Origin of the sequence: Pseudoalteromonas sp. MMG013 (assembly GCF_018100885.1) — a bacterium.
Taxonomy (GTDB): Bacteria; Pseudomonadota; Gammaproteobacteria; order Enterobacterales; family Alteromonadaceae; genus Pseudoalteromonas; species Pseudoalteromonas aurantia.
This window is the reverse complement of the sequence record NZ_JAGJEE010000006.1, coordinates 218,098-237,645: the sequence shown is the minus strand read 5'-3', so window position 1 is coordinate 237,645 and position 19,548 is coordinate 218,098. Positions and strand designations below refer to the sequence as shown.

At 40.3% G+C, this 19,548-nt stretch carries 13 protein-coding genes; 2 read left to right on the top strand and 11 right to left on the bottom strand.

Annotation, left to right across the window (positions count from 1 at the left end):
- Positions 1 to 15 precede the first annotated feature (15 nt).
- The 5 genes from eno to rlmD form a co-directional block, all read right to left on the bottom strand.
- Positions 16 to 1,308 carry a phosphopyruvate hydratase gene (gene eno / locus J8L98_RS08960; RefSeq protein WP_192506786.1) on the bottom strand — a complete coding sequence of 431 codons (1,293 nt, stop codon included), beginning with the start codon at positions 1,306 to 1,308 and terminating at the stop codon, positions 16 to 18.
- 158 nt (positions 1,309 to 1,466) lie between these two features.
- Entirely contained in the window at positions 1,467 to 3,101 is a 1,635-nt protein-coding gene (locus J8L98_RS08955; RefSeq protein WP_210996133.1) for a CTP synthase, read from the bottom strand.
- 122 nt (positions 3,102 to 3,223) lie between these two features.
- Positions 3,224 to 4,021: a nucleoside triphosphate pyrophosphohydrolase gene (mazG, locus tag J8L98_RS08950; protein WP_210996132.1), complete on the bottom strand. Its 798-nt coding sequence runs from the start codon at positions 4,019 to 4,021 to the stop codon at positions 3,224 to 3,226.
- Positions 4,022 to 4,032: 11 nt separating this feature from the next.
- Positions 4,033 to 6,189 carry a GTP diphosphokinase gene (gene relA / locus J8L98_RS08945; RefSeq protein WP_210996131.1) on the bottom strand — a complete coding sequence of 719 codons (2,157 nt, stop codon included), beginning with the start codon at positions 6,187 to 6,189 and terminating at the stop codon, positions 4,033 to 4,035.
- Positions 6,190 to 6,194: 5 nt separating this feature from the next.
- A complete protein-coding gene (gene rlmD / locus J8L98_RS08940) occupies positions 6,195 to 7,508 on the bottom strand; it encodes a 23S rRNA (uracil(1939)-C(5))-methyltransferase RlmD (protein WP_210996130.1) in 1,314 nt (437 codons plus the stop codon).
- An 82-nt stretch (positions 7,509 to 7,590) separates the two neighbouring features.
- Between rlmD and barA the strand changes: the two genes are divergently transcribed.
- Complete coding sequence (gene barA / locus J8L98_RS08935; protein WP_210996129.1) at positions 7,591 to 10,365, top strand: two-component sensor histidine kinase BarA; 2,775 nt, start codon at positions 7,591 to 7,593, stop codon at positions 10,363 to 10,365.
- Positions 10,366 to 10,533: 168 nt separating this feature from the next.
- Positions 10,534 to 11,370 carry a mechanosensitive ion channel domain-containing protein gene (locus J8L98_RS08930; protein ID WP_210996128.1) on the top strand — a complete coding sequence of 279 codons (837 nt, stop codon included), beginning with the start codon at positions 10,534 to 10,536 and terminating at the stop codon, positions 11,368 to 11,370.
- Positions 11,371 to 11,744: 374 nt separating this feature from the next.
- Here J8L98_RS08930 and J8L98_RS08925 read toward each other — a convergent pair whose 3' ends face one another.
- The 6 genes from J8L98_RS08925 to clpP all read right to left on the bottom strand — a co-directional run bounded on the left by J8L98_RS08925 (position 11,745) and on the right by clpP (position 19,537).
- Complete coding sequence (locus tag J8L98_RS08925; RefSeq protein WP_192506779.1) at positions 11,745 to 12,293, bottom strand: YkvA family protein; 549 nt, start codon at positions 12,291 to 12,293, stop codon at positions 11,745 to 11,747.
- Positions 12,294 to 12,466: 173 nt separating this feature from the next.
- The gene (locus J8L98_RS08920) at positions 12,467 to 14,377 is read right to left on the bottom strand and encodes a SurA N-terminal domain-containing protein (RefSeq protein ID WP_210996127.1); all 1,911 of its coding nucleotides are present in this window, start codon (positions 14,375 to 14,377) and stop codon (positions 12,467 to 12,469) included.
- Positions 14,378 to 14,544: 167 nt separating this feature from the next.
- Positions 14,545 to 14,817 carry a nucleoid-associated protein HU-beta gene (gene hupB / locus J8L98_RS08915; protein ID WP_010371157.1) on the bottom strand — a complete coding sequence of 91 codons (273 nt, stop codon included), beginning with the start codon at positions 14,815 to 14,817 and terminating at the stop codon, positions 14,545 to 14,547.
- Between the two features lie 212 nt (positions 14,818 to 15,029).
- On the bottom strand, positions 15,030 to 17,387 hold the full coding sequence (gene lon, locus J8L98_RS08910; RefSeq protein ID WP_192506777.1) for an endopeptidase La: 2,358 nt from the start codon (positions 17,385 to 17,387) through the stop codon (positions 15,030 to 15,032).
- Positions 17,388 to 17,508: 121 nt separating this feature from the next.
- Entirely contained in the window at positions 17,509 to 18,798 is a 1,290-nt protein-coding gene (gene clpX / locus J8L98_RS08905; RefSeq protein ID WP_192506776.1) for an ATP-dependent protease ATP-binding subunit ClpX, read from the bottom strand.
- A gap of 121 nt (positions 18,799 to 18,919) precedes the next feature.
- Positions 18,920 to 19,537 (bottom strand): ATP-dependent Clp endopeptidase proteolytic subunit ClpP, encoded by a 618-nt coding sequence (gene clpP / locus J8L98_RS08900; RefSeq protein ID WP_192506775.1) that lies wholly within the window; start codon positions 19,535 to 19,537, stop codon positions 18,920 to 18,922.
- Positions 19,538 to 19,548 lie beyond the last annotated feature (11 nt).

The following is a 19,548-nucleotide window of genomic DNA, read 5'->3' as shown; positions in this document are numbered from 1 at the left end:
TTTAAGGCGTATTATTTACTGACCTTTTATCTCACTTCGACCTTTATATGTTGCTTTATCACCTAGTGCTTCTTCAATACGAAGTAGCTGATTATATTTAGCAACACGATCTGAACGACATAGTGAACCCGTTTTAATTTGACCAGCAGCAGTACCAACAGCAAGGTCTGCAATAGTTGCATCTTCAGTTTCACCTGAACGGTGAGAAATCACAGCCGTAAAGCCTGCATCTTGCGCCATTTTTATGGCATCAAGTGTTTCTGATAATGTACCAATTTGGTTGAACTTGATCAAAATCGAGTTACCAATTTTCTCTTCAATACCGCGTGTTAGGATTTTCGTATTCGTTACGAATAAATCATCACCTACTAATTGTACTTTGTCACCAATTTTATCAGTTAAGATTTTCCAACCCGTCCAATCACTTTCGTCTAAGCCATCTTCGATAGAAATAATCGGGTAACGTGCCGCTAAATCAGCTAAGAAACCTGCAAAACCTTCTGAGTCGAATACTTTACCTTCACCTTTTAGGTCATACTTACCATCAACGTAAAATTCTGATGCAGCACAATCTAATGCCAGTGTTACATCTTTATTCATTTCATAACCAGCTGCATTAACGGCTTCAGTGATCACTTCTAACGCTTCTTCATTTGACTTCAAGTTTGGCGCAAAACCACCTTCATCACCTACAGCCGTATTTAAGCCACGAGCACTCAAAACTTTTTTAAGGCTATGGAATATCTCGGCACCAATACGCAATGCTTCACGGAAACTAGACGCACCAACAGGCTGCACCATGAACTCTTGAATATCCACATTATTATCAGCGTGCTCACCGCCATTAATGATATTCATCATTGGTACCGGCATTGAATACTGACCAGATGTGCCATTGATATCGGCAATATGTTCATATAATGCAACCCCTTTTTCTTGGGCTGCAGCTTTCGCTGTTGCCAAAGACACGGCTAGGATTGCATTTGCACCAAATTTTTCTTTGTTCTCTGTGCCATCTAAGTCAATCATAATTTGATCAACATCGCGTTGTGCTAAGGCATCTTTACCTTCTAACGCTTGTGCTAAGTCAGTATTGATGAAATTAACGGCCGTTAATACACCCTTACCTAAATAGCGTGACTTATCACCATCTCGTAACTCAAGTGCTTCTCTGGTGCCAGTCGATGCGCCAGATGGTGCACATGCGCGCCCCCATGCACCTGTATCTAGGTGAACATCAGCTTCAACTGTTGGGTTACCGCGTGAGTCCATAACTTCACGGCCAATCACTTTTACGATTTTTGACATCTTGATTCCTCTTATTCCCAAAATGGTGAGTTTATTGTTAAGTGCTTACTATCCTGTTATTACCAAATAAGCATTGCATTAAATACTGGTAGTGATTCACTGCGATACATACTTTTTCACACAATAAAAAAGCCGTGCGATTGCACGGCTTTTCTTAATTATGACTCTGCTTTTTGGAAGCGATGTGCAGCTGCTACAAAGCCTTCAAATAATGGATGTCCATCTCGCGGTGTTGAAGTAAATTCTGGGTGGAACTGTGCGGCTACAAACCAAGGGTGATCTTTATTTTCAATGATCTCCACTAGCTTCTTGTCTTCTGACAAACCAGTAAACTGCAAACCAGCTTGCTCAAGGCGCTCAACATAGTTGTTATTTACTTCATAACGATGACGGTGACGCTCAAAGATCTCGTTGCTACCATAAGCTTCGAATACTTTTGAGTTGTCTTTTACATGGCACTTCTGAGAACCAAGACGCATTGTGCCACCCAAATCCGAAGCTTCATCACGGATTTCAACTTTACCTTCTGCATCTAGCCATTCCGTGATTAACCCCACAACTGGATGTGGTGATTCTGCATCAAACTCTGTGGAGTTTGCACCTTCAAGACCAGCAACATTTCGTGCATATTCAATCAATGCAACTTGCATGCCCAAACAAATACCTAAGTATGGTACTTTATTTTCACGCGCATATTTGGCTGCAAGTATCTTACCTTCAACACCTCGGCTACCAAAACCGCCCGGTACCAAAATAGCATCAAGATGCGATAATAATTCAACACCTTTGCTTTCAACATTTTGTGAATCAACATACTCTATATTCACGGTCACTCGGTTTTTCAAGCCCGCATGTTTTAATGCTTCATTCACGGATTTATATGCGTCAGGTAATTCAATGTACTTACCAACCATACCAATCGTGACTTCGCCTGTCGGATTTGATTCTTGGTACAACACTTGTTCCCACTCAACAAGATCCGCTTCAGGCACATCTAGGTGGAAACGACGACACACTAAGTTGTCTAAATCTTGAGATTTAAGCAATGCAGGGATCTTATAAATGCTATCAACATCTTGCAAAGAAATAACCGCTTTCTCTTCAACGTTCGTAAACAAGGCAATCTTCGCTCGTTCATTTGCTGGCAGTTTACAATTTGAACGACAAACCAGAATATCAGGTTGAATACCGATTGAACGTAATTCTTTTACTGAATGCTGAGTTGGCTTAGTTTTTACTTCACCCGCCGCACCAAGGAATGGCACAAGGGTTAGGTGCATGAATAATACACTTTCACGGCCAAGTTCTGTACCTAACTGACGAATCGCTTCTAAAAACGGTTGTGACTCTATGTCACCAACCGTACCACCAATCTCAACAATGGCGATATCATGACCTTCCGCGCCTTCTAATACTCGGCGTTTGATGTCATTGGTAATATGCGGGATCACTTGAATTGTAGCACCTAAGTAACCACCTTTACGCTCTTTGCGTAATACATCTTCAAATACACGACCTTGTGTGAAGTTGTTACGGCTGGTCATTTTGGTGCGAATAAAGCGCTCGTAATGACCTAAATCAAGGTCAGTTTCAGCACCATCTTCAGTTACGAATACCTCACCATGTTGAATCGGGCTCATTGTGCCTGGGTCAACATTAATATAGGGATCCAGCTTAAGAATAGTTACATTCAAGCCACGTGCTTCTAAAATAGCGGCTAATGATGCAGCTGCAATACCTTTACCCAAGGAGGAAACAACTCCGCCCGTTACGAAGATAAATTTTGTACTCATGCGAACCCTAGAATATCAGGAAAAATGGAATTTAAATAAGAATCAAGACGGGGCGATAGTGTAGCAAAGTTGCTCGTATCAATCCAGTTAAAATATAAATTGAATCTTAAATAATTATAAAGTCATTGATCCCTATGTTGCTTTTTAACATATTCCCACGCGTCATCCATTTCCTGCAAACTTGCTTTTTGCAGGTTTACACCGCGCTCGCGCAAAACCGTGTCTACATCGGAAAATCGCGCGACAAACTTATCGCTGGCTTGACGGAGTATTTGCTCTGGGTCGTGCTTCGCGTGTCGTGCGACATTAACGGTCGCAAATAACAAGTCTCCAATTTCTTCCGCACTATGCGTCGAATGCGGATCATGCTCTAACGCTTCACTGACCTCTTCAACTTCTTCGACTACTTTTTCAAGTGCTCCATGATAGTCTGGCCAATCAAAGCCCAATGCTGAAGCTCTCTTTTGTATTTTTTGGGCTCGGGACAATGCAGGCAACATACGAGGTATATCATCCCAGAGTACTTTCGACTTATGAGTATGTTGTGCTCGTTCTTGTAACTTAATGTCTTGCCATTGTTGTTCTAGCTCTGATTCAGACAAAGTGACTTGTTGCTTAAACACATGAGGATGGCGTCGCTCTAACTTTTCATTTAACGTATCCACCACATCATCAAAATCAAATAAATTTTGTTCCTGTGCTAATTGTGCATAAAAAACTACCTGAAACAACAAGTCACCTAACTCGCTTTTTAATGCAGGCATATCATTTGTTTCTATTGCCCCTGCAACTTCATAAGCTTCCTCAATCGTATGCGGCACAATTGAGTGAAGTGTTTGTGCTTTATCCCAATCACAACCAGTTTTAGGATCACGTAAAGTGGCCATAATTTTTAATAGTGTCACTACATTTTCGGACATTTTTTCTTCACTCAATGTTGACGCTTAGCGTCAAACACGCCCTCTATTTGATGGAGTTTAGTTAACAGTCTATTCATTGCTGATAAATCAGATACTTCAATTTTCATCTCAAATATCGCCACATCACGTGCATCATCTGTTTGCACGTTCATATTGAGGACATTCACTTTTTCGTTGGCCAGTACTGAGCTGATATCTCGAATTAAGCCCTGTCTATCATTTGCTTCAATTCGAACCGTTATCGCATAAGCGGCTTGTATTTCTGATGACCAACTTACAGCAATCTCACGTTCAGGCTTTTGCTTACAAATATGCATAAACGAATCACAGTCACTGCGATGTACAGCAATACCTCGACCTTGTGTAATATACCCAACAATGTCATCTCCCGGAACTGGTTGACAACATTTGGCCACGTGACTCATCAAGCTACCGACACCATCCACTACAATGCCATTTTTATCTCCTCGATGTTTACGTGGAGACGAAATTTTTACGGTCGCTTCTTCTTCTGGCTTATCAATAATGTAATTAAGAAATTGATTTATGCGTACATCGCCAGCCCCAATAGCAACCATTAAATCGTCAAGCTCTTTGAAATTAAACCGAGAAATTGCGGGCTCTAAGTGCTTATACGTCAAACCCAGCTTATGCAATTGCACGTCTAATATCTCTTTTCCTGCTATCAAGTTCTTATCGCGGTCTTGTTGCTTAAACCAGTGATGTATTTTACTGCGAGCTCGAGAAGAATGAATATAACCAAGAGAGGGGTTTAACCAATCTCGACTGGGCGAAGGGTTTTTTTGCGTTAATATCTCTATTTGATCGCCAGTTACGAGTTTATGTGTGAAAGGCACTATTTTACCAAAAATCTTTGCGCCAATGCATCGGTGTCCAACATTAGAGTGAATGTAATACGCGAAATCCAGTGGCGTTGCTCCTAAAGGTAAATCAAAAATATCCCCTTTTGGCGTAAAAACGTAAACCCGGTCTTCAACGACTTGATTCTTCAGTTCGTCAGCTAAGTCACTACCATCAACTACTTCTTCTTGCCACTGAAGTAACTTCCTTAACCAACTAATTTTCTGCTCATAGCCCGAACCTCTGCCTGGCAACGCGCCTTCTTTGTACATCCAGTGTGCAGCAACACCTAGCTCGGCATCTTGATGCATCTCTTCTGTGCGAATTTGGATTTCAATGGTTTTGCCTTCTGGTCCAAAAACCACCGTATGAATTGATTGGTAGCCATTTTGTTTTGGCGTTGCAACATAATCATCAAACTCTTTCGGTAAATGGCGCCAGTTCGTATGTACAATTCCTAACGCTGCATAACAATCTTGAAGCTCATCAACCACAACGCGCATTGCACGAATATCAAAAAGCTGATCAAATTCGTAGCTTTTCTGAGACATTTTCTTATAAATACTAAAAATATGCTTCGGACGGCCATAAACTTGCGCTTTTACCCCCGCTTCAGCTAACTTGGTTGTTACTGAATGCACCATATTTTCCATATACGCTTCGCGATCTAAGCGCTTATCTGCAAGTTGTTTCGCAATCGATTTGTATGTTTTTGGGTGTAAATAGCGAAAAGAAAGGTCTTCCAGTTCCCACTTTAACTGTCCAATTCCCAAGCGGTTTGCTAAAGGTGCAAAAATATTAGCTGTCGCTTTGGCTGCAATTACTCGCTCTTCCTCACCTGAATTCTTAACAGCCCGCAAATGACAAATTTGTTCTGCGAGCTTAATGACAACAGCACGCACATCTTCGACCATGGCTAACAACATCCGTCGCACATTATCAATTTGCACATTCCCTTTGCCTTGGTGCGCCAATGTACTGATAGTAGCCATTTGCTCTACACCACTTAGCAACAAAGTCACGTTGTCACCAAATTCTGCTTGCACGTTTTCAAGGTCAATTTGCTTATTTAAAAAGTATGGGGTTAAATAGGCGGTTGCTAATGACTCCGAATCAAAATTCAACTCAGCCAAAATCTCCACCATTTCAATGGCGTTATGTAACCTTGTAGCATCAAGTTCAGCCGGGCATAAATCATGTGCTCGCTGCAAATAAGCGAGCTTGTCTGCAGATAAACTGAGTTGCGATAGTCGAGTTGAAAAGTCATCCGACTGCTGCTGTTGATGTGATTGACGGGTGGCAACCATCTGTACTATCTCCTTTGGAATAACGCCATTGTTTCGATATGCCCTGTATGTGGGAACATATTCATCAACGCTACTTTCACAAGTGAAAGCCCACTATCTAGCAATAATTTGCTATCTCTGGCTAATGTTACTGGATCACATGATACATAAAGTACTTTATTGAATTGCGTTAATGGCATTTGCTGCAATATGCCAAATGCTCCCGTACGTGAAGGGTCTAACACCAATACCTTTGCACTTTGGTCAAACCATGGCGCTTGCGCCATATCCTGTGTTAAGTCAAAACAATGGAACTCTGCATTTTCTATATGATTAGTTTGCGCATTTTGTTTAGCCATTGCAACAGATGAGGCTGAGCCTTCAACACCAATGACACTGTTTGCTCGTTTTGCGAGCAATAATGAGAAATTACCAATACCACAAAATAGATCTAATACCCTATCGCTATGAGATACCTCTAGCCACACCAATGCTTGCATCAACATTGCCACATTTACTTCAGCATTAACCTGTACAAAATTATCCAATGTGAAATTAAAACGCACATCATCTGCAATATAATACGGCAGTTCGTTAAGCTCTGACACTTTTTCACCATTATCCCATACTATTTTCCAGCCCAAAGCGTGACTTTTCTCTTGCAGATAATCTTTATCGCGGGCCGTAATACTTTTTGTATGCCTTAGCAGTACGAATTGGCCATTATCGGCATCGCATAATTGAACATGACTAACAGAGCAATACCCATCTCGGCTATTTAATAACGCTCTCAAGTCTTCAAAGATATTATCAAAATGGCCGGTTAGAACCTGACAGTTTTTTACTTCAACGATTTTTTTACTCTTAAAACCACGAAAGCCTAATTTCAGAAGCTTATTCCCTTTATCATAGAAACACGCAATACGTGCGCTGCGTCTGTAATACTTAGGTTTACTTTCAATCGCGGGTTGCCAACATTCTACATCATACTGTGCAAATTTTTGAAAAAGCTTATCAACCGCTTGTTGTTTATGAAAAAGCTGTGAAGAAAGTGCCAAGTGTTGTGTCTGACATCCTCCACATATGTCATTATCGCGGCAGAACGGCGTGACACGTTCATTGCTCGGCTCAATTACTTGGAGTGTTTTAGCTTCAATTAATTTAGACTTATCCTGCAAAACTTGCGCTTTTACTCGTTCATTTACCAAGGCTCCCTCGACAAAACACACTTTGCCTTTATGATTAGCAACACCACGACCTTGGTGGTCTAGCGAATGTATTTTTACTTCAATAGCTTGCTTATCTACTGTCCGCTTTTTTGGACGAAAAATCTGTGCCATAACATTGCCCCTTAAACATTGCTTATCAGCGCTGAAATCGATAACCTAAAGTCAAAATAATTACTGTGACTAACTGCCTCAGATGACCAAATTTAGCCTGCGTGATAGCATTCTTATTCTGACTTTAATTCCCACGGTACTGATCGGCTTAATCTTAGGAGGCTATTTTACCGTAAATCGCTATGTTGAGCTTGAACAAATTCTCAATCAACAAGGTAGCAGTATTTCAGAACCTCTCGCGATTGCGACAGAGCACAGTATTGTTTCTCAAGATCGCATAAACTTACATCGCGTTTTAAGCACGGCACATAACAAACATGCGCCTTTAGTTAAAAGTATCTCCGTATTCGATCAAGACAATCAATTGTTGCTGACGAGCAATTTTCATGAAAAATTTAATAAATTGTATTATTTAGGGGACGCAAGTCAGCTACATCAAACGGAAATGGTAAAACTCGCTGATACCTTCGTCTTTTACACACCTATAAAACACTATGCCAAGCACACTAATGATTGGGGCGAAGCTCACCCTGACACGCTTGCTATTTTGGCAGTAGAGATCAGTCAAGACCAAGCATTAATCTCTCAGCAACATGCTCTTATTTTAAGCAGTAGCATTATACTCATTGCTATCTTGCTCAGTGCATTACTGTCATTACGAGTCAGCCGAATGTTCACTATGCCACTTTCAAGGTTACTGTTAGCAACGGATAAACTTGTTGAAGGTAAACGTGATATCGGTATACAAGGTCACATGCAAGGTGAATTTGAACTACTTAGACAAGGCTTGAACACAATAAATAATAAAATGACAGGTCAACGTGACGAAATGCAAAAACACATTGATCAGGCCACCAGTGATTATCGTGAAACATTAGAACAATATGAAACACAAAATATCCAGTTAAATATTGCCAAGAAAGAGGCTCAAGATGCCAACCGCGTAAAATCTGACTTTTTAGCAAAAATGAGCCATGAGTTGCGCACGCCTCTCAACGGTGTCATCGGTTTTACCCGACAGTTATATAAAACTCCCCTTAATAAACACCAAAAAGACTACTTAGATACCATTGAATTATCTGCAAATAGTCTACTGACTATTATCAGTGATATCTTAGACTTCTCAAAACTCGAAGCGGGTGCTATGGATTTGGAAAACATTCAATTTCAGCTACGTGATGCTGTCAATGAAGTGATGACCCTACTTGCGCCGAGTGCACATGATAAACAACTAGAGTTATCTATTTCGATAAATAGACAAGTACCCGATAACTTGGTAGGTGATCCAACTAGATTAAAACAAATCCTAATTAATTTGATCAGTAATGCCATCAAGTTTACCGAGCAAGGTTCCGTGAAGGTCGATATTAGTCATCGGTTGCTTAACGAAACGCACGCATCTCTTTTAGTGTCGGTCAGTGATACCGGTGTGGGCATTGCGATGGATAAACAAGATGCCTTATTTACTCCATTTGGGCAAGCTGACTCTAGTATCACTCGAAAGTTTGGCGGAACGGGCTTAGGGCTTATCATAACCAAACACATCGTTGAAGCGATGAAAGGTAGGATCACGCTCAACTCAGCATCTGGAAGCGGCACATGCTTTACATTCAACTCTGTTTTTGAATTACCCAATCGCCTCTATAACGACGATTTACCTTGCGGTTCACTCCATAATAAGAGGGTGCTGTACTTTGAACCACAAGAACATACCCATTATTCTGTTGTAGCACAACTTCATGAATGGGAAATGCAAGTTACTGCCTGCCAAACTGAAGATGAATTTTTAGCAGCTCTGACACAGGATTTTAATTTTGATGTTTGTCTCATTGGCAACATGGCAAGCGTTGAGCATATGCAAACCGTAAAGGGCTATATTAGTAAAGCCCGAGAATCTGCCGATTACCTATACCTCATGCTCAATACTATATCGCATAATATGCGTGAATCCCTTATCGGCAGTGGCGCCGATGCTTGCTTGAGTAAACCACTCAATCACAGAAAACTATGCGAAATTCTCGCCGCCCCCTATCGCCTTGATCATCCTAGTATTGGGATTGAAGAAAACCGAGAGCAGATACTGCCCTTGAAAGCGCTTATCGCGGATGATAATGATGCCAACTTAAAGCTGCTTTCTACCTTACTCTCTGAGCAAATTGAAGCCATCGATACGGCGCACAATGGCTCTCAAGCCGTTAGCCTATGTAAAATGCATAAATACGATTTAGTTTTTATGGATATACAAATGCCGATAATGGACGGTATCACTGCGTGTAAAACGATTAAGGAAGCATCACTCAATGAAGAAACCCCCATTATTGCAGTAACTGCCCATGCCCTCCCAGGTGAAAAAAACCAACTATTAAAAGACGGGTTCAGTGGCTATCTGACCAAACCTATTGATGAAGATATGCTTAAACAAACCATTTGTGACTATGGCCAAACGACACCATCGTCTGTACCCAGAAACAAGTCTCAACTCACAGTAAGTCGCCCTCCTTTTATCAGTGAATTGCTGGATTGGCCGTTGGCATTGCAACATGCGGGAGGAAAACCGGATTTGGCAATTGAAATGTTAAATATGCTACTAAACAGTATTACTGAAACAAAAACAAATATTCACCAAGCACAAGAGCAAAACGATAGTGAACAGCTATTAAGTGTGATTCATAAATTCCACGGAGCATGCTGTTATACAGGTGTACCTAAACTTAAAAAATTAGCAGAAGCTTTAGAAACAGGTTTGAAAAAGCAAGTAGCAGTTAGTGACATTGAGCCTGAGCTTTTTGAACTACTAGATGAATTGGATAACTTAGAACGCGACTCACAAATTGCCACCAATACCTCCGACATGTAACGCGCACTAACTTTACATTATTTAAGTCTATAGTGCTGATAAGAAACTTATCAGCACTAAGTGTCTGCTCCTCTTCAAAGCATTCTTCCATAACAACAACGAACAAAAATTAATAACTCAGCTACAATTATTAGTGCTTTCTAACTATAAACACAAAGAGAAACCTATATGATGGACTTTTCCCAAATAGATGTCGAACACCTTCTAAACACCGTTATTGAAATGGCAATTTTGTATGCCCCAAAAATCATGTTAGCAATATTAACACTCATTATTGGCCTCTGGGTCATCTCGCTGATTGGCAAAGGCGTTGACTTCTTGCTACAAAAGAAAGAATTTAACGTATCTTTACGTAAATGGTTATGCAGTATGGCTACAGTACTCTTAAAAGCCTGCTTGTTCATTTCTGTTATCTCTATGATCGGCGTACAAACAACCTCTTTCATTGCTATTTTAGGTGCTGCGGGGTTAGCAATAGGCTTAGCCTTACAAGGTAGTTTGTCTAATTTTGCAGGAGGTGTGCTCATTCTAATTTTCAAGCCTTTTCAAGTCGGTGACTATATCGTGGCTCAAGGGGAAGAAGGCGTTGTTGAGGCTATCGATGTATTTTGTACATTTTTAACCACATTAGATAACCGTCGTGTAATTTTGCCTAACGGCCCTTTAGCAAGTGAGAAAATTAAAAACATCACCCATGAGTCAATTAGACGTGTTGACCTCAGTGTTGGCATAAGTTACTCAGCATCGGTTGATGATGCAGAGAAAGCTCTCACAAATATGGCGTTAGAAAATAATTCAGTACTCAAAACCCCAGAGCCTTTTGTCGGTGTCACAGGGTATGGAGACAGTTCTATTGATTTAACCCTAAGAGTATGGTGCAAAACAGAGGACTATTGGGATGTATATTTTGATATTAATCGAGCGATAAAACCAGCATTAGATCAAGCTGACATTGCGATTCCATTTCCACAAAGAGATGTGCATATTATTGATAAGTCATCTTAGAAAGCGACCATTGTTTGTAGCCGTTGGTGCTCACTAGCGGCTTTACAAGCTATAATTGAAACTGACTTAAACCAGAAAAACTCTCACCTTTTTAAGTCAATTACTTCGAATACTCTCCACTGATGTGTCATACAAGGTTGGCTTTTCACCTCACTCATCAATATTTGACCCTATTAATATGAAATCCGTACGCTAATAAACAAGAGACTTACTGAGTAATTTATATGAAGAAGGTAATTTGAGCGCACATAACACTGCAAAGACTATTTGCATAGGGTTAGCTCAGCCAACCTCGGGAGCGACTGTTAGCAGTGATCCACGATCAATAAATGTAGCCTGGTCGTTAGAACTCGACCAAACTACATGTGATAAACTTACATAATGCGAGATAATAATCGCGGCTTTGCAGATTTCCGGTTGCGTCGCATCGTCGCACGCAGTTGCGAGCGAGTACCTTCAAGCCAGCTTTCTCTATCTACTTTTGCTTCGTCGCCTCGACGCGCTTCTTCTGTTGCCCTAAAGCTACAAAATTCTCTGTAAGCTCTGAGATCCAGCGATAAATCTTGTAACACTAATTCAATCATTATTGCGTCATCAATATAACCTAAACCTGGAATGTGATCTGGCACTACGTCTTCAGGTTCACTGAAATATGCCAAAGATAGAATAATGGCTTTCTTCTCTTCTTCTGGTACTTGCCATTCAACGTCTTGCACTGCATCAATCAACAATGCCAGTGATGTCATTCGAGTTCGAACAAATTCTGGTAACTCAGCTTGCTCCATTTCTAATATGAGTTTTCTGGCTTTACTAATTATTTCTTCTTCATTGGTATGATTGCTCTTAGCAATAACATTTTGCATCATTGTTTTAAAATGCGCTAAGTCTGCATCTGATAATTCGAAATTAATTTCTATTGGCATAATATTCCCCAGAGTCCTTTATCTTCTATAATATTTAACAACATATGACGTTACTTAAACTATGCCATTAAACAATACAATATGAAATCATAGCAAAGCATTATCTCCTCCTAGTAGTCATAAAAAAGGGCATCAAATCGATGCCCTTTTTAAAATAGTTGACCCTAGCCCAGTTAATTTTGCTCTGATACCTGAATTTGTGGACGTGTCACATCCGCTTTAGCTTCAAGTGCGTTAACAAACGCTAAGTAATTTTTGTTAATCTGAGTATTTGTGATGCTTTGCTTCTGTTGTTCATCAATTTCCACTGAAAGCTCAACCTCGTTAACCTTTTTCAATTGTACTAAAGCCGCATCGCCATTATTCAAGGCAACAACAGCCATTTCAACCTTTTCATCCGCCGGATGAGGAAGTTTAAATACCTCTGTCACAATGGCGGGTGCAACCGAGTAAGTTTGACGTGCTAAGGCGGTTTCTGAGTTCAATTCAACGCCTTCTTCCGTAGCAATATCAGATAATAGCTTACCGCCTTGCAATGCACTGAATAAAGTTTTAGCTCGCTCATTGATCAGCTCTGATGCTTTTTCGTTAACAAGCGTTGTTTCGATTTCCGCTTTAACCCCATCAAACGGTTTTGTTGCAGCAGCGGCATAATCTAACACTCGAACAACAATAATATGCTCTGCACCAATTTCCAAGACTTCCGAGTTCACTCGATCTTCTAGTAGCTCTGGAGTAAATAGCGTACGTGTTACTGCTGGTGTATTTAATGGTGCTGGTAGTACTGAGCGATTAATCAACGCCGTTGATTTAAGCTCAACACCCGCAGCCAACGCCGCATCTTCAAGTGAGTCAGACATTTCAAACGCCAACTCAGCAATTTCAGTTTGCTTTTGATAAAATGCATCAACTTTTGCGTTCTTTTCTAACTCAGCTCGTAAGTCTGCCTTAACGTCATCGAACGGTTGAATTTCTTCACGCTCAATATCCGTCAATTGAATAATATGATAACCAAATTCTGATGTTACAACTTCTGAGATATCACCAACATTTTCTAGTGCAAATGCTGCAGTTTCAAACTCAGGATCCATCATATCACGTTCGATCCAATCCAAATCACCGCCTAACTCTGCGCTGACAATGTCATCTGACTGCTTACTTGCTAATTCAGAAAACTCTGTGCCTGAGCGTAACTGTGACAACAAGTCTTGTGCTTTAGTATTGGCCGTCGCATCATTTTCACTATTATCGATTAATATATGTGAAACACGACGTTTTTCGGGCTCTAAGTATTGTGTTTTACTTTCTTCATAATACGCAAGCACATCTGCATCAGTAATGGCCGTTTCAGGCTCAACATTATCGGCCTTAAGCTCTAAATATTGTACTGAAACTTGTTCTGCTGATTGATATTTATCTTGATTTAACTCGTAGTAATTCGATACTGCATCTTCATCAATTGATACTTGGTCTTTAACTTTGTCTTTACTTAAGACAATATAATCAAGTGCGCGCGTTTGTTGCTGTAGAGCAACCGTACTTTTTAGCTCATTTGATAAAACAAACTCAGTACCTGCAACTGCCGAAACCAATTGAGAGCGAGTCATTTCTTCCCGTAAATATTCACGAAAAGTATCTGGTTGGAAGTTCATTTGACGTATTACTTGTAAATAGCGCTCATTACTAAACTCACCACCCAATTGGAAGTAAGGCATTTCAACAATGGCTTGCTTCACTTGTTCATCACTCACTCGTAGGCCAAGCTCAATGGCGAGTTGATTTTGTAATTCTTGTTGAACCAGTCTATCAACTACCCCTTTACGAATTTGTGCCATATAAGTCGGATCTGACGAAATTTGTGCAAAGTATTCTCCAAACTGCTGCTCTAATCGAGCCCGTTCATTTTGGTATGCCCTTGCAAAATCTGTTTGACTAATTTTTATTCCATTGACTTCTGCAACAGGTTGCTCTGTGGTTTGACCTAGGTAACCACCGATCCCTGCTAGAGCAAAAGACAAGATTACTGCACCAAGAATAATTTTGGCTACTGGGCCTTGAGAGCCCTCTCTGATCTTTTCAAGCATTTGTTCTTTCTCTTATCTAAGCCAAAGCACATACGCGCTTTAGAAGTTTCTTGCTAATGTAAAAAAAGCGTATCTTATCAGATACGCTTTTTTTCTTGAAGCAACACACGGCTTTGAAATGCAAATAGTGTGAAACAGTGTAAAACCGCGCTAAAAATCCAGGTGGATTAGTTTACTGCATCTTTTAACGCTTTACCCGCTTTGAAAGAAGGGATATTAGCCGCTGCAATTTGAATCGTCTCACCAGTTTGCGGATTACGACCAGAGCGTGCTGCACGTTCACGCACGGAAAAAGTACCAAAACCAACCAGTGCTACAGAATCACCATCTTTTAACGCACCAGTTACAGATTCAATGAACGAATCTAGCGCACGACCTGCGGCCGCTTTAGAAATATCAGCATCAGCTGCGATTTGATCGATTAATTGAGATTTATTCACAATATCATCCTCTTACATTGTTATTATCAAAAGCGAGAGCTTGTTTTGATAACTACCACTTTTATTATTCATACTAGAGACATCACAGCGACTCTCTAATGCGTAATCTTGCTCAAGCCTAGGCTACATAAGGGCTAGGCTTGAACCAGTGCCTAAGTTAACATACCTTTTAGATTTGAAAACCCTTTTGCAGCACTTTTTTCGATTTTTTCTTATTTTTTTGAGTTTTCAACAGAAAAACTCTCAACTGGGTTAGCTAACGCAAGTGACAATACATCATCAATCCAAGTTACTGGGTGGATTTCTAAGCCTTCTCTCACATTCTCTGGAATTTCTTTTAAGTCACGCTCATTAATCTTTGGAATAATAACCGTCTTAATTCCCCCCCGATGTGCTGCAAGTAACTTCTCTTTCAAGCCTCCGATCGGCAGTACTTCTCCACGTAAGGTAATTTCACCGGTCATGGCCACATCTGAGCGCACAGGGTTACCCGTTAAGCTAGAGACCAAAGAAGTTACCATTGCAATGCCTGCACTTGGCCCATCTTTTGGTGTAGCGCCTTCAGGTACGTGCACATGTACATCCCGTTTTTCATGAAAATCTGCATTTATCCGTAACTTGTCAGCCCTATTACGTACAACCGTCATCGCGGCCTGAATAGACTCTTGCATCACATCACCCAAAGAGCCAGTAAATGTCAATTTACCTTTACCTGGAACTGCCGCACATTCTATTGTAAGTAAATCACCACCTACCTCAGTCCATGCTAAACCAGTTACCTGACCGATACGATCACCATCTTCAGCTTTGCCATAATCAAAACGTTGTACACCTAGAAATGACTCTAAGTTATCTTGGTTGATGATTACTTTTTGCGTGTCTTTATTGAGTAAAATCTCTTTCACGGCTTTGCGGCACAGTTTAGAAATTTCACGCTCCAGATTACGTACACCTGCTTCACGAGTGTAATAGCGGATAATTCCAATAATAGCACTATCTTCTATTTCAACTTCGTTCGCTTTTAAACCGTTACGTTTAACTTGCTTTGGAATTAAATGCTGAATGGAGATATTCAGTTTTTCATCTTCTGTATACCCTGATAGCCTTATTACTTCCATTCTGTCTAATAATGGCCCTGGAATGTTAAAACTGTTTGACGTAGCGACAAACATAACATCAGATAAATCGTAATCGACTTCTAAGTAGTGATCAGCAAAATTACTATTTTGTTCAGGGTCTAAAACTTCTAACAATGCAGATGCCGGATCTCCACGCATATCTGATGACATTTTATCAATCTCATCAAGTAAAAACAGCGGATTCTTAACCCCTACTTTGCTCATGCTTTGAATCAGCTTACCTGGCATAGAACCAATATATGTTCTTCTATGGCCTCGAATTTCAGCTTCATCTCTAACACCACCTAGAGCCATTCTCACATACTTACGTCCCGTAGAACGCGCAATAGACTGTCCTAAACTGGTTTTACCGACGCCTGGAGGACCAACCAAACACAATATTGGACCTTTAAGTTTATTAATTCGCTGCTGAACGGCAAGATACTCAATAATACGTTCTTTGACTTTTTCTAAGCCATAATGGTCAGCATCCAGAATTTTTTGCGCACCCGCTAAATCTTTTTTCACTTTGGAACGCTTTTTCCACGGCACATTGATCATCGTATCAATATATGAACGTACTACCGTTGCTTCAGCCGACATTGGCGACATCATTTTCAACTTATTAAGTTCAGATGTGGCTTTTTCTTCTGCTTCAGCAGGCATTTGCGCTTCACTGATACGTTTTTTCAGTGCTTCAAATTCATCCGGTACATCATCCAGTTCGCCCAGCTCTTTTTGAATGGCTTTCATTTGCTCGTTCAAATAGTACTCGCGTTGTGACTTTTCCATTTGCTTTTTGACACGAGAGCGAATTTTCTTTTCAACTTGCAATAAATCTATTTCGCCTTCCATCAAGGCCATTAAATACTCTAATCGCCCAGTGACACTGTCTAACTCTAATACTTTTTGTTTTTCAGGCACCTTAATTGGCATGTGCGCAGCCATTGTATCCGCTAAGCGAGCAGCTTCGTCAATACCTGATACAGATGTCAGTACTTCGGGTGGTATTTTTTTATTGAGTTTTACATACCCTTCAAATTGACTCACTGCGCTGCGAATAAAGATATCTTGTTCTTGTTCATCTATATCTTGAGACTCAACAAACTGTGCTTCAGCCAGAAAATATTCATCAGAAATTATAAACTTATCAATCTTCGCGCGCTGCGTACCTTCAACAAGTACTTTTACGGTACCATCCGGTAACTTAAGTAGTTGCAGTACGGTGGCAATCGTACCTACATCATAAATTTCGTCTGTACTTGGATCATCAACAGACGCATCTTTTTGCGCGACTAAAAATATTTGTTTATCATTTTCCATTGCCGCTTCTAAGCATTTTATCGACTTTTCTCGGCCAACAAACAATGGGATCACCATATGTGGATATACAACGACATCTCGTAGCGCCAACACAGGGATTTCGACTCGATCCGTTCTCTCAAGCGTCATTTGATTCTCTTCGCAATTCGTTATTTTAATAATATAGATAGCTATATGGGGATAGTTACCATAAAGTTCAATATGTTGATAAAAAAAGGAGCCATAGGCTCCTTTTTATTCAACAGTGGTATTACTCTGAGACAGCTTTGTCTTGACCACTATTTTCGTAAATCAAAATTGGATCCGATTCACCCTTTATCACTGTTTCATCAACAACAACTTTGCTTACATTATCAACGGAAGGTAATTCATACATTGTATTTAGCAAGACGCCTTCAACAATAGAACGTAAACCTCGAGCACCAGTCTTACGCTCCATTGCTTTGTGGGCAATTGCTTTAAGCGCATCTTCTCGGAACTCTAACTCTACATCTTCCATTTGGAACAACGTAGCAAACTGCTTAGTCAATGCATTTTTAGGCTCATTCAATATTTGAATTAAAGCATCTTCATCAAGCTCTGTCAGTGTCGCAACAACAGGAAGACGACCAATAAATTCAGGAATTAGACCGTACTTTACCAAGTCCTCTGGTTCAACATCTTTAAATGTTTCACTCAGAGAGCGCGAAGAGTCTGCTGATTTAACTTCTGCACCAAAACCGATACCCGCATTTTTATGGCTGCGCTGCTCAATAACCTTATCTAAGCCAGCGAAAGCACCACCGCAGATAAATAGAATTTTAGACGTATCAACCTGCAGAAATTCCTGCTGCGGATGTTTTCGACCACCTTGCGGTGGAACTGAAGCTACGGTTCCTTCTATTAATTTAAGCAATGCTTGCTGAACACCTTCACCAGAAACATCTCTTGTAATAGATGGATTATCTGATTTTCTCGATATTTTATCGATTTCATCAATATAGACAATGCCGCGCTGCGCTTTTTCTACATCATAATCACATTTCTGTAAAAGCTTTTGAATGATGTTTTCAACATCTTCACCAACATAGCCCGCTTCGGTCAATGTTGTTGCATCAGCCATTGTGAATGGCACGTCAAGCAATCGAGCGAGTGTTTCAGCTAGTAACGTCTTACCACTTCCCGTTGGACCTATTAAAAGAATATTACTTTTACTCAGCTCAACATCAGATTTATTGTTAAGCCCCTGGTTCTTTAATCTCTTGTAATGGTTATATACAGCAACAGACAATACTTTTTTAGCATGCTCTTGCCCAATAACATAATCATCCAAATGATTTCGGATCTCTTTGGGAACTGGTAATTTGTCTGCTGCGTCATGTTTAGGCGCAATATCTTTTATTTCTTCGCGAATAATGTCGTTACACAGATCAACGCATTCGTCACAAATATAAACAGAAGGCCCCGCAATTAACTTACGAACTTCATGTTGGCTCTTACCGCAAAATGAGCAATATAAGAGTTTGTTACTTTTGTCGCCGTCTGTTGGAGTGTCGGACATTCAGCTACCTCATTTTCTCTTCGTTATCCTATTAGATAACCATCTACAATGACTTCACTATACCAAATATTTTCCAACTTGGCATAGTTAGGCGTGCGATAACATCGCACTCCCTACTTCTTTATTTAATTTCTCGGCGAGTATGGACTGCATCTATAAGCCCATAATCTAACGCTTCATGCGCACTCATAAAGTTATCACGATCTGTATCACCCGCTAATACTTCATAAGGTTGGCCTGTATGCTCCGCCATTAATCTGTTTAATTTTTCTTTAATAGACAGAATTTCTTTAGCATGAATTTCAAAATCAGAAGCTTGACCTTGAAAGCCACCTAATGGTTGGTGGATCATAACGCGAGAATTAGGCAAGCAGTAACGTTTACCTTTGGCACCACCAGACAGTAAAAATGCCCCCATACTCGCAGCTTGACCAACACAGACAGTGCTTACGTCAGGCTTGATAAAATTCATCGTGTCATAAATTGACATTCCTGCGGTCACTGAACCGCCGGGTGAATTAATATACAGGAAAATATCTTTGTCTGGACTTTCTGATTCCAAGAATAATAGCTGGGCCACAATCAAATTAGCCATTTGATCTTCGACTTGTCCTGTCAGGAAAATAATCCGTTCTTTTAACAATCGCGAAAAAATATCAAAAGAGCGCTCACCTTTAGCTGTTTGCTCAACAACCATTGGTACTAATGCACTGAAAGGATCGATCATACCGTCGTTCATATTTTTCATTC

Excerpts from the sequence above, each read along its gene's own strand:
- eno (WP_192506786.1), bottom strand. The coding sequence starts at position 1,308 with ATGTCAAAAATCGTAAAAGTGATTGGCCGTGAAGTTATGGACTCACGC.
- J8L98_RS08955 (WP_210996133.1), bottom strand. The coding sequence starts at position 3,101 with ATGAGTACAAAATTTATCTTCGTAACGGGCGGAGTTGTTTCCTCCTTG.
- mazG (WP_210996132.1), bottom strand. The coding sequence starts at position 4,021 with ATGTCCGAAAATGTAGTGACACTATTAAAAATTATGGCCACTTTACGT.
- relA (WP_210996131.1), bottom strand. The coding sequence starts at position 6,189 with ATGGTTGCCACCCGTCAATCACATCAACAGCAGCAGTCGGATGACTTT.
- rlmD (WP_210996130.1), bottom strand. The coding sequence starts at position 7,508 with ATGGCACAGATTTTTCGTCCAAAAAAGCGGACAGTAGATAAGCAAGCT.
- barA (WP_210996129.1), top strand. The coding sequence starts at position 7,591 with ATGACCAAATTTAGCCTGCGTGATAGCATTCTTATTCTGACTTTAATT.
- J8L98_RS08930 (WP_210996128.1), top strand. The coding sequence starts at position 10,534 with ATGATGGACTTTTCCCAAATAGATGTCGAACACCTTCTAAACACCGTT.
- J8L98_RS08925 (WP_192506779.1), bottom strand. The coding sequence starts at position 12,293 with ATGCCAATAGAAATTAATTTCGAATTATCAGATGCAGACTTAGCGCAT.
- J8L98_RS08920 (WP_210996127.1), bottom strand. The coding sequence starts at position 14,377 with ATGCTTGAAAAGATCAGAGAGGGCTCTCAAGGCCCAGTAGCCAAAATT.
- lon (WP_192506777.1), bottom strand. The coding sequence starts at position 17,387 with ATGACGCTTGAGAGAACGGATCGAGTCGAAATCCCTGTGTTGGCGCTA.
- clpX (WP_192506776.1), bottom strand. The coding sequence starts at position 18,798 with ATGTCCGACACTCCAACAGACGGCGACAAAAGTAACAAACTCTTATAT.
- clpP (WP_192506775.1), bottom strand. The coding sequence starts at position 19,537 with ATGAACGACGGTATGATCGATCCTTTCAGTGCATTAGTACCAATGGTT.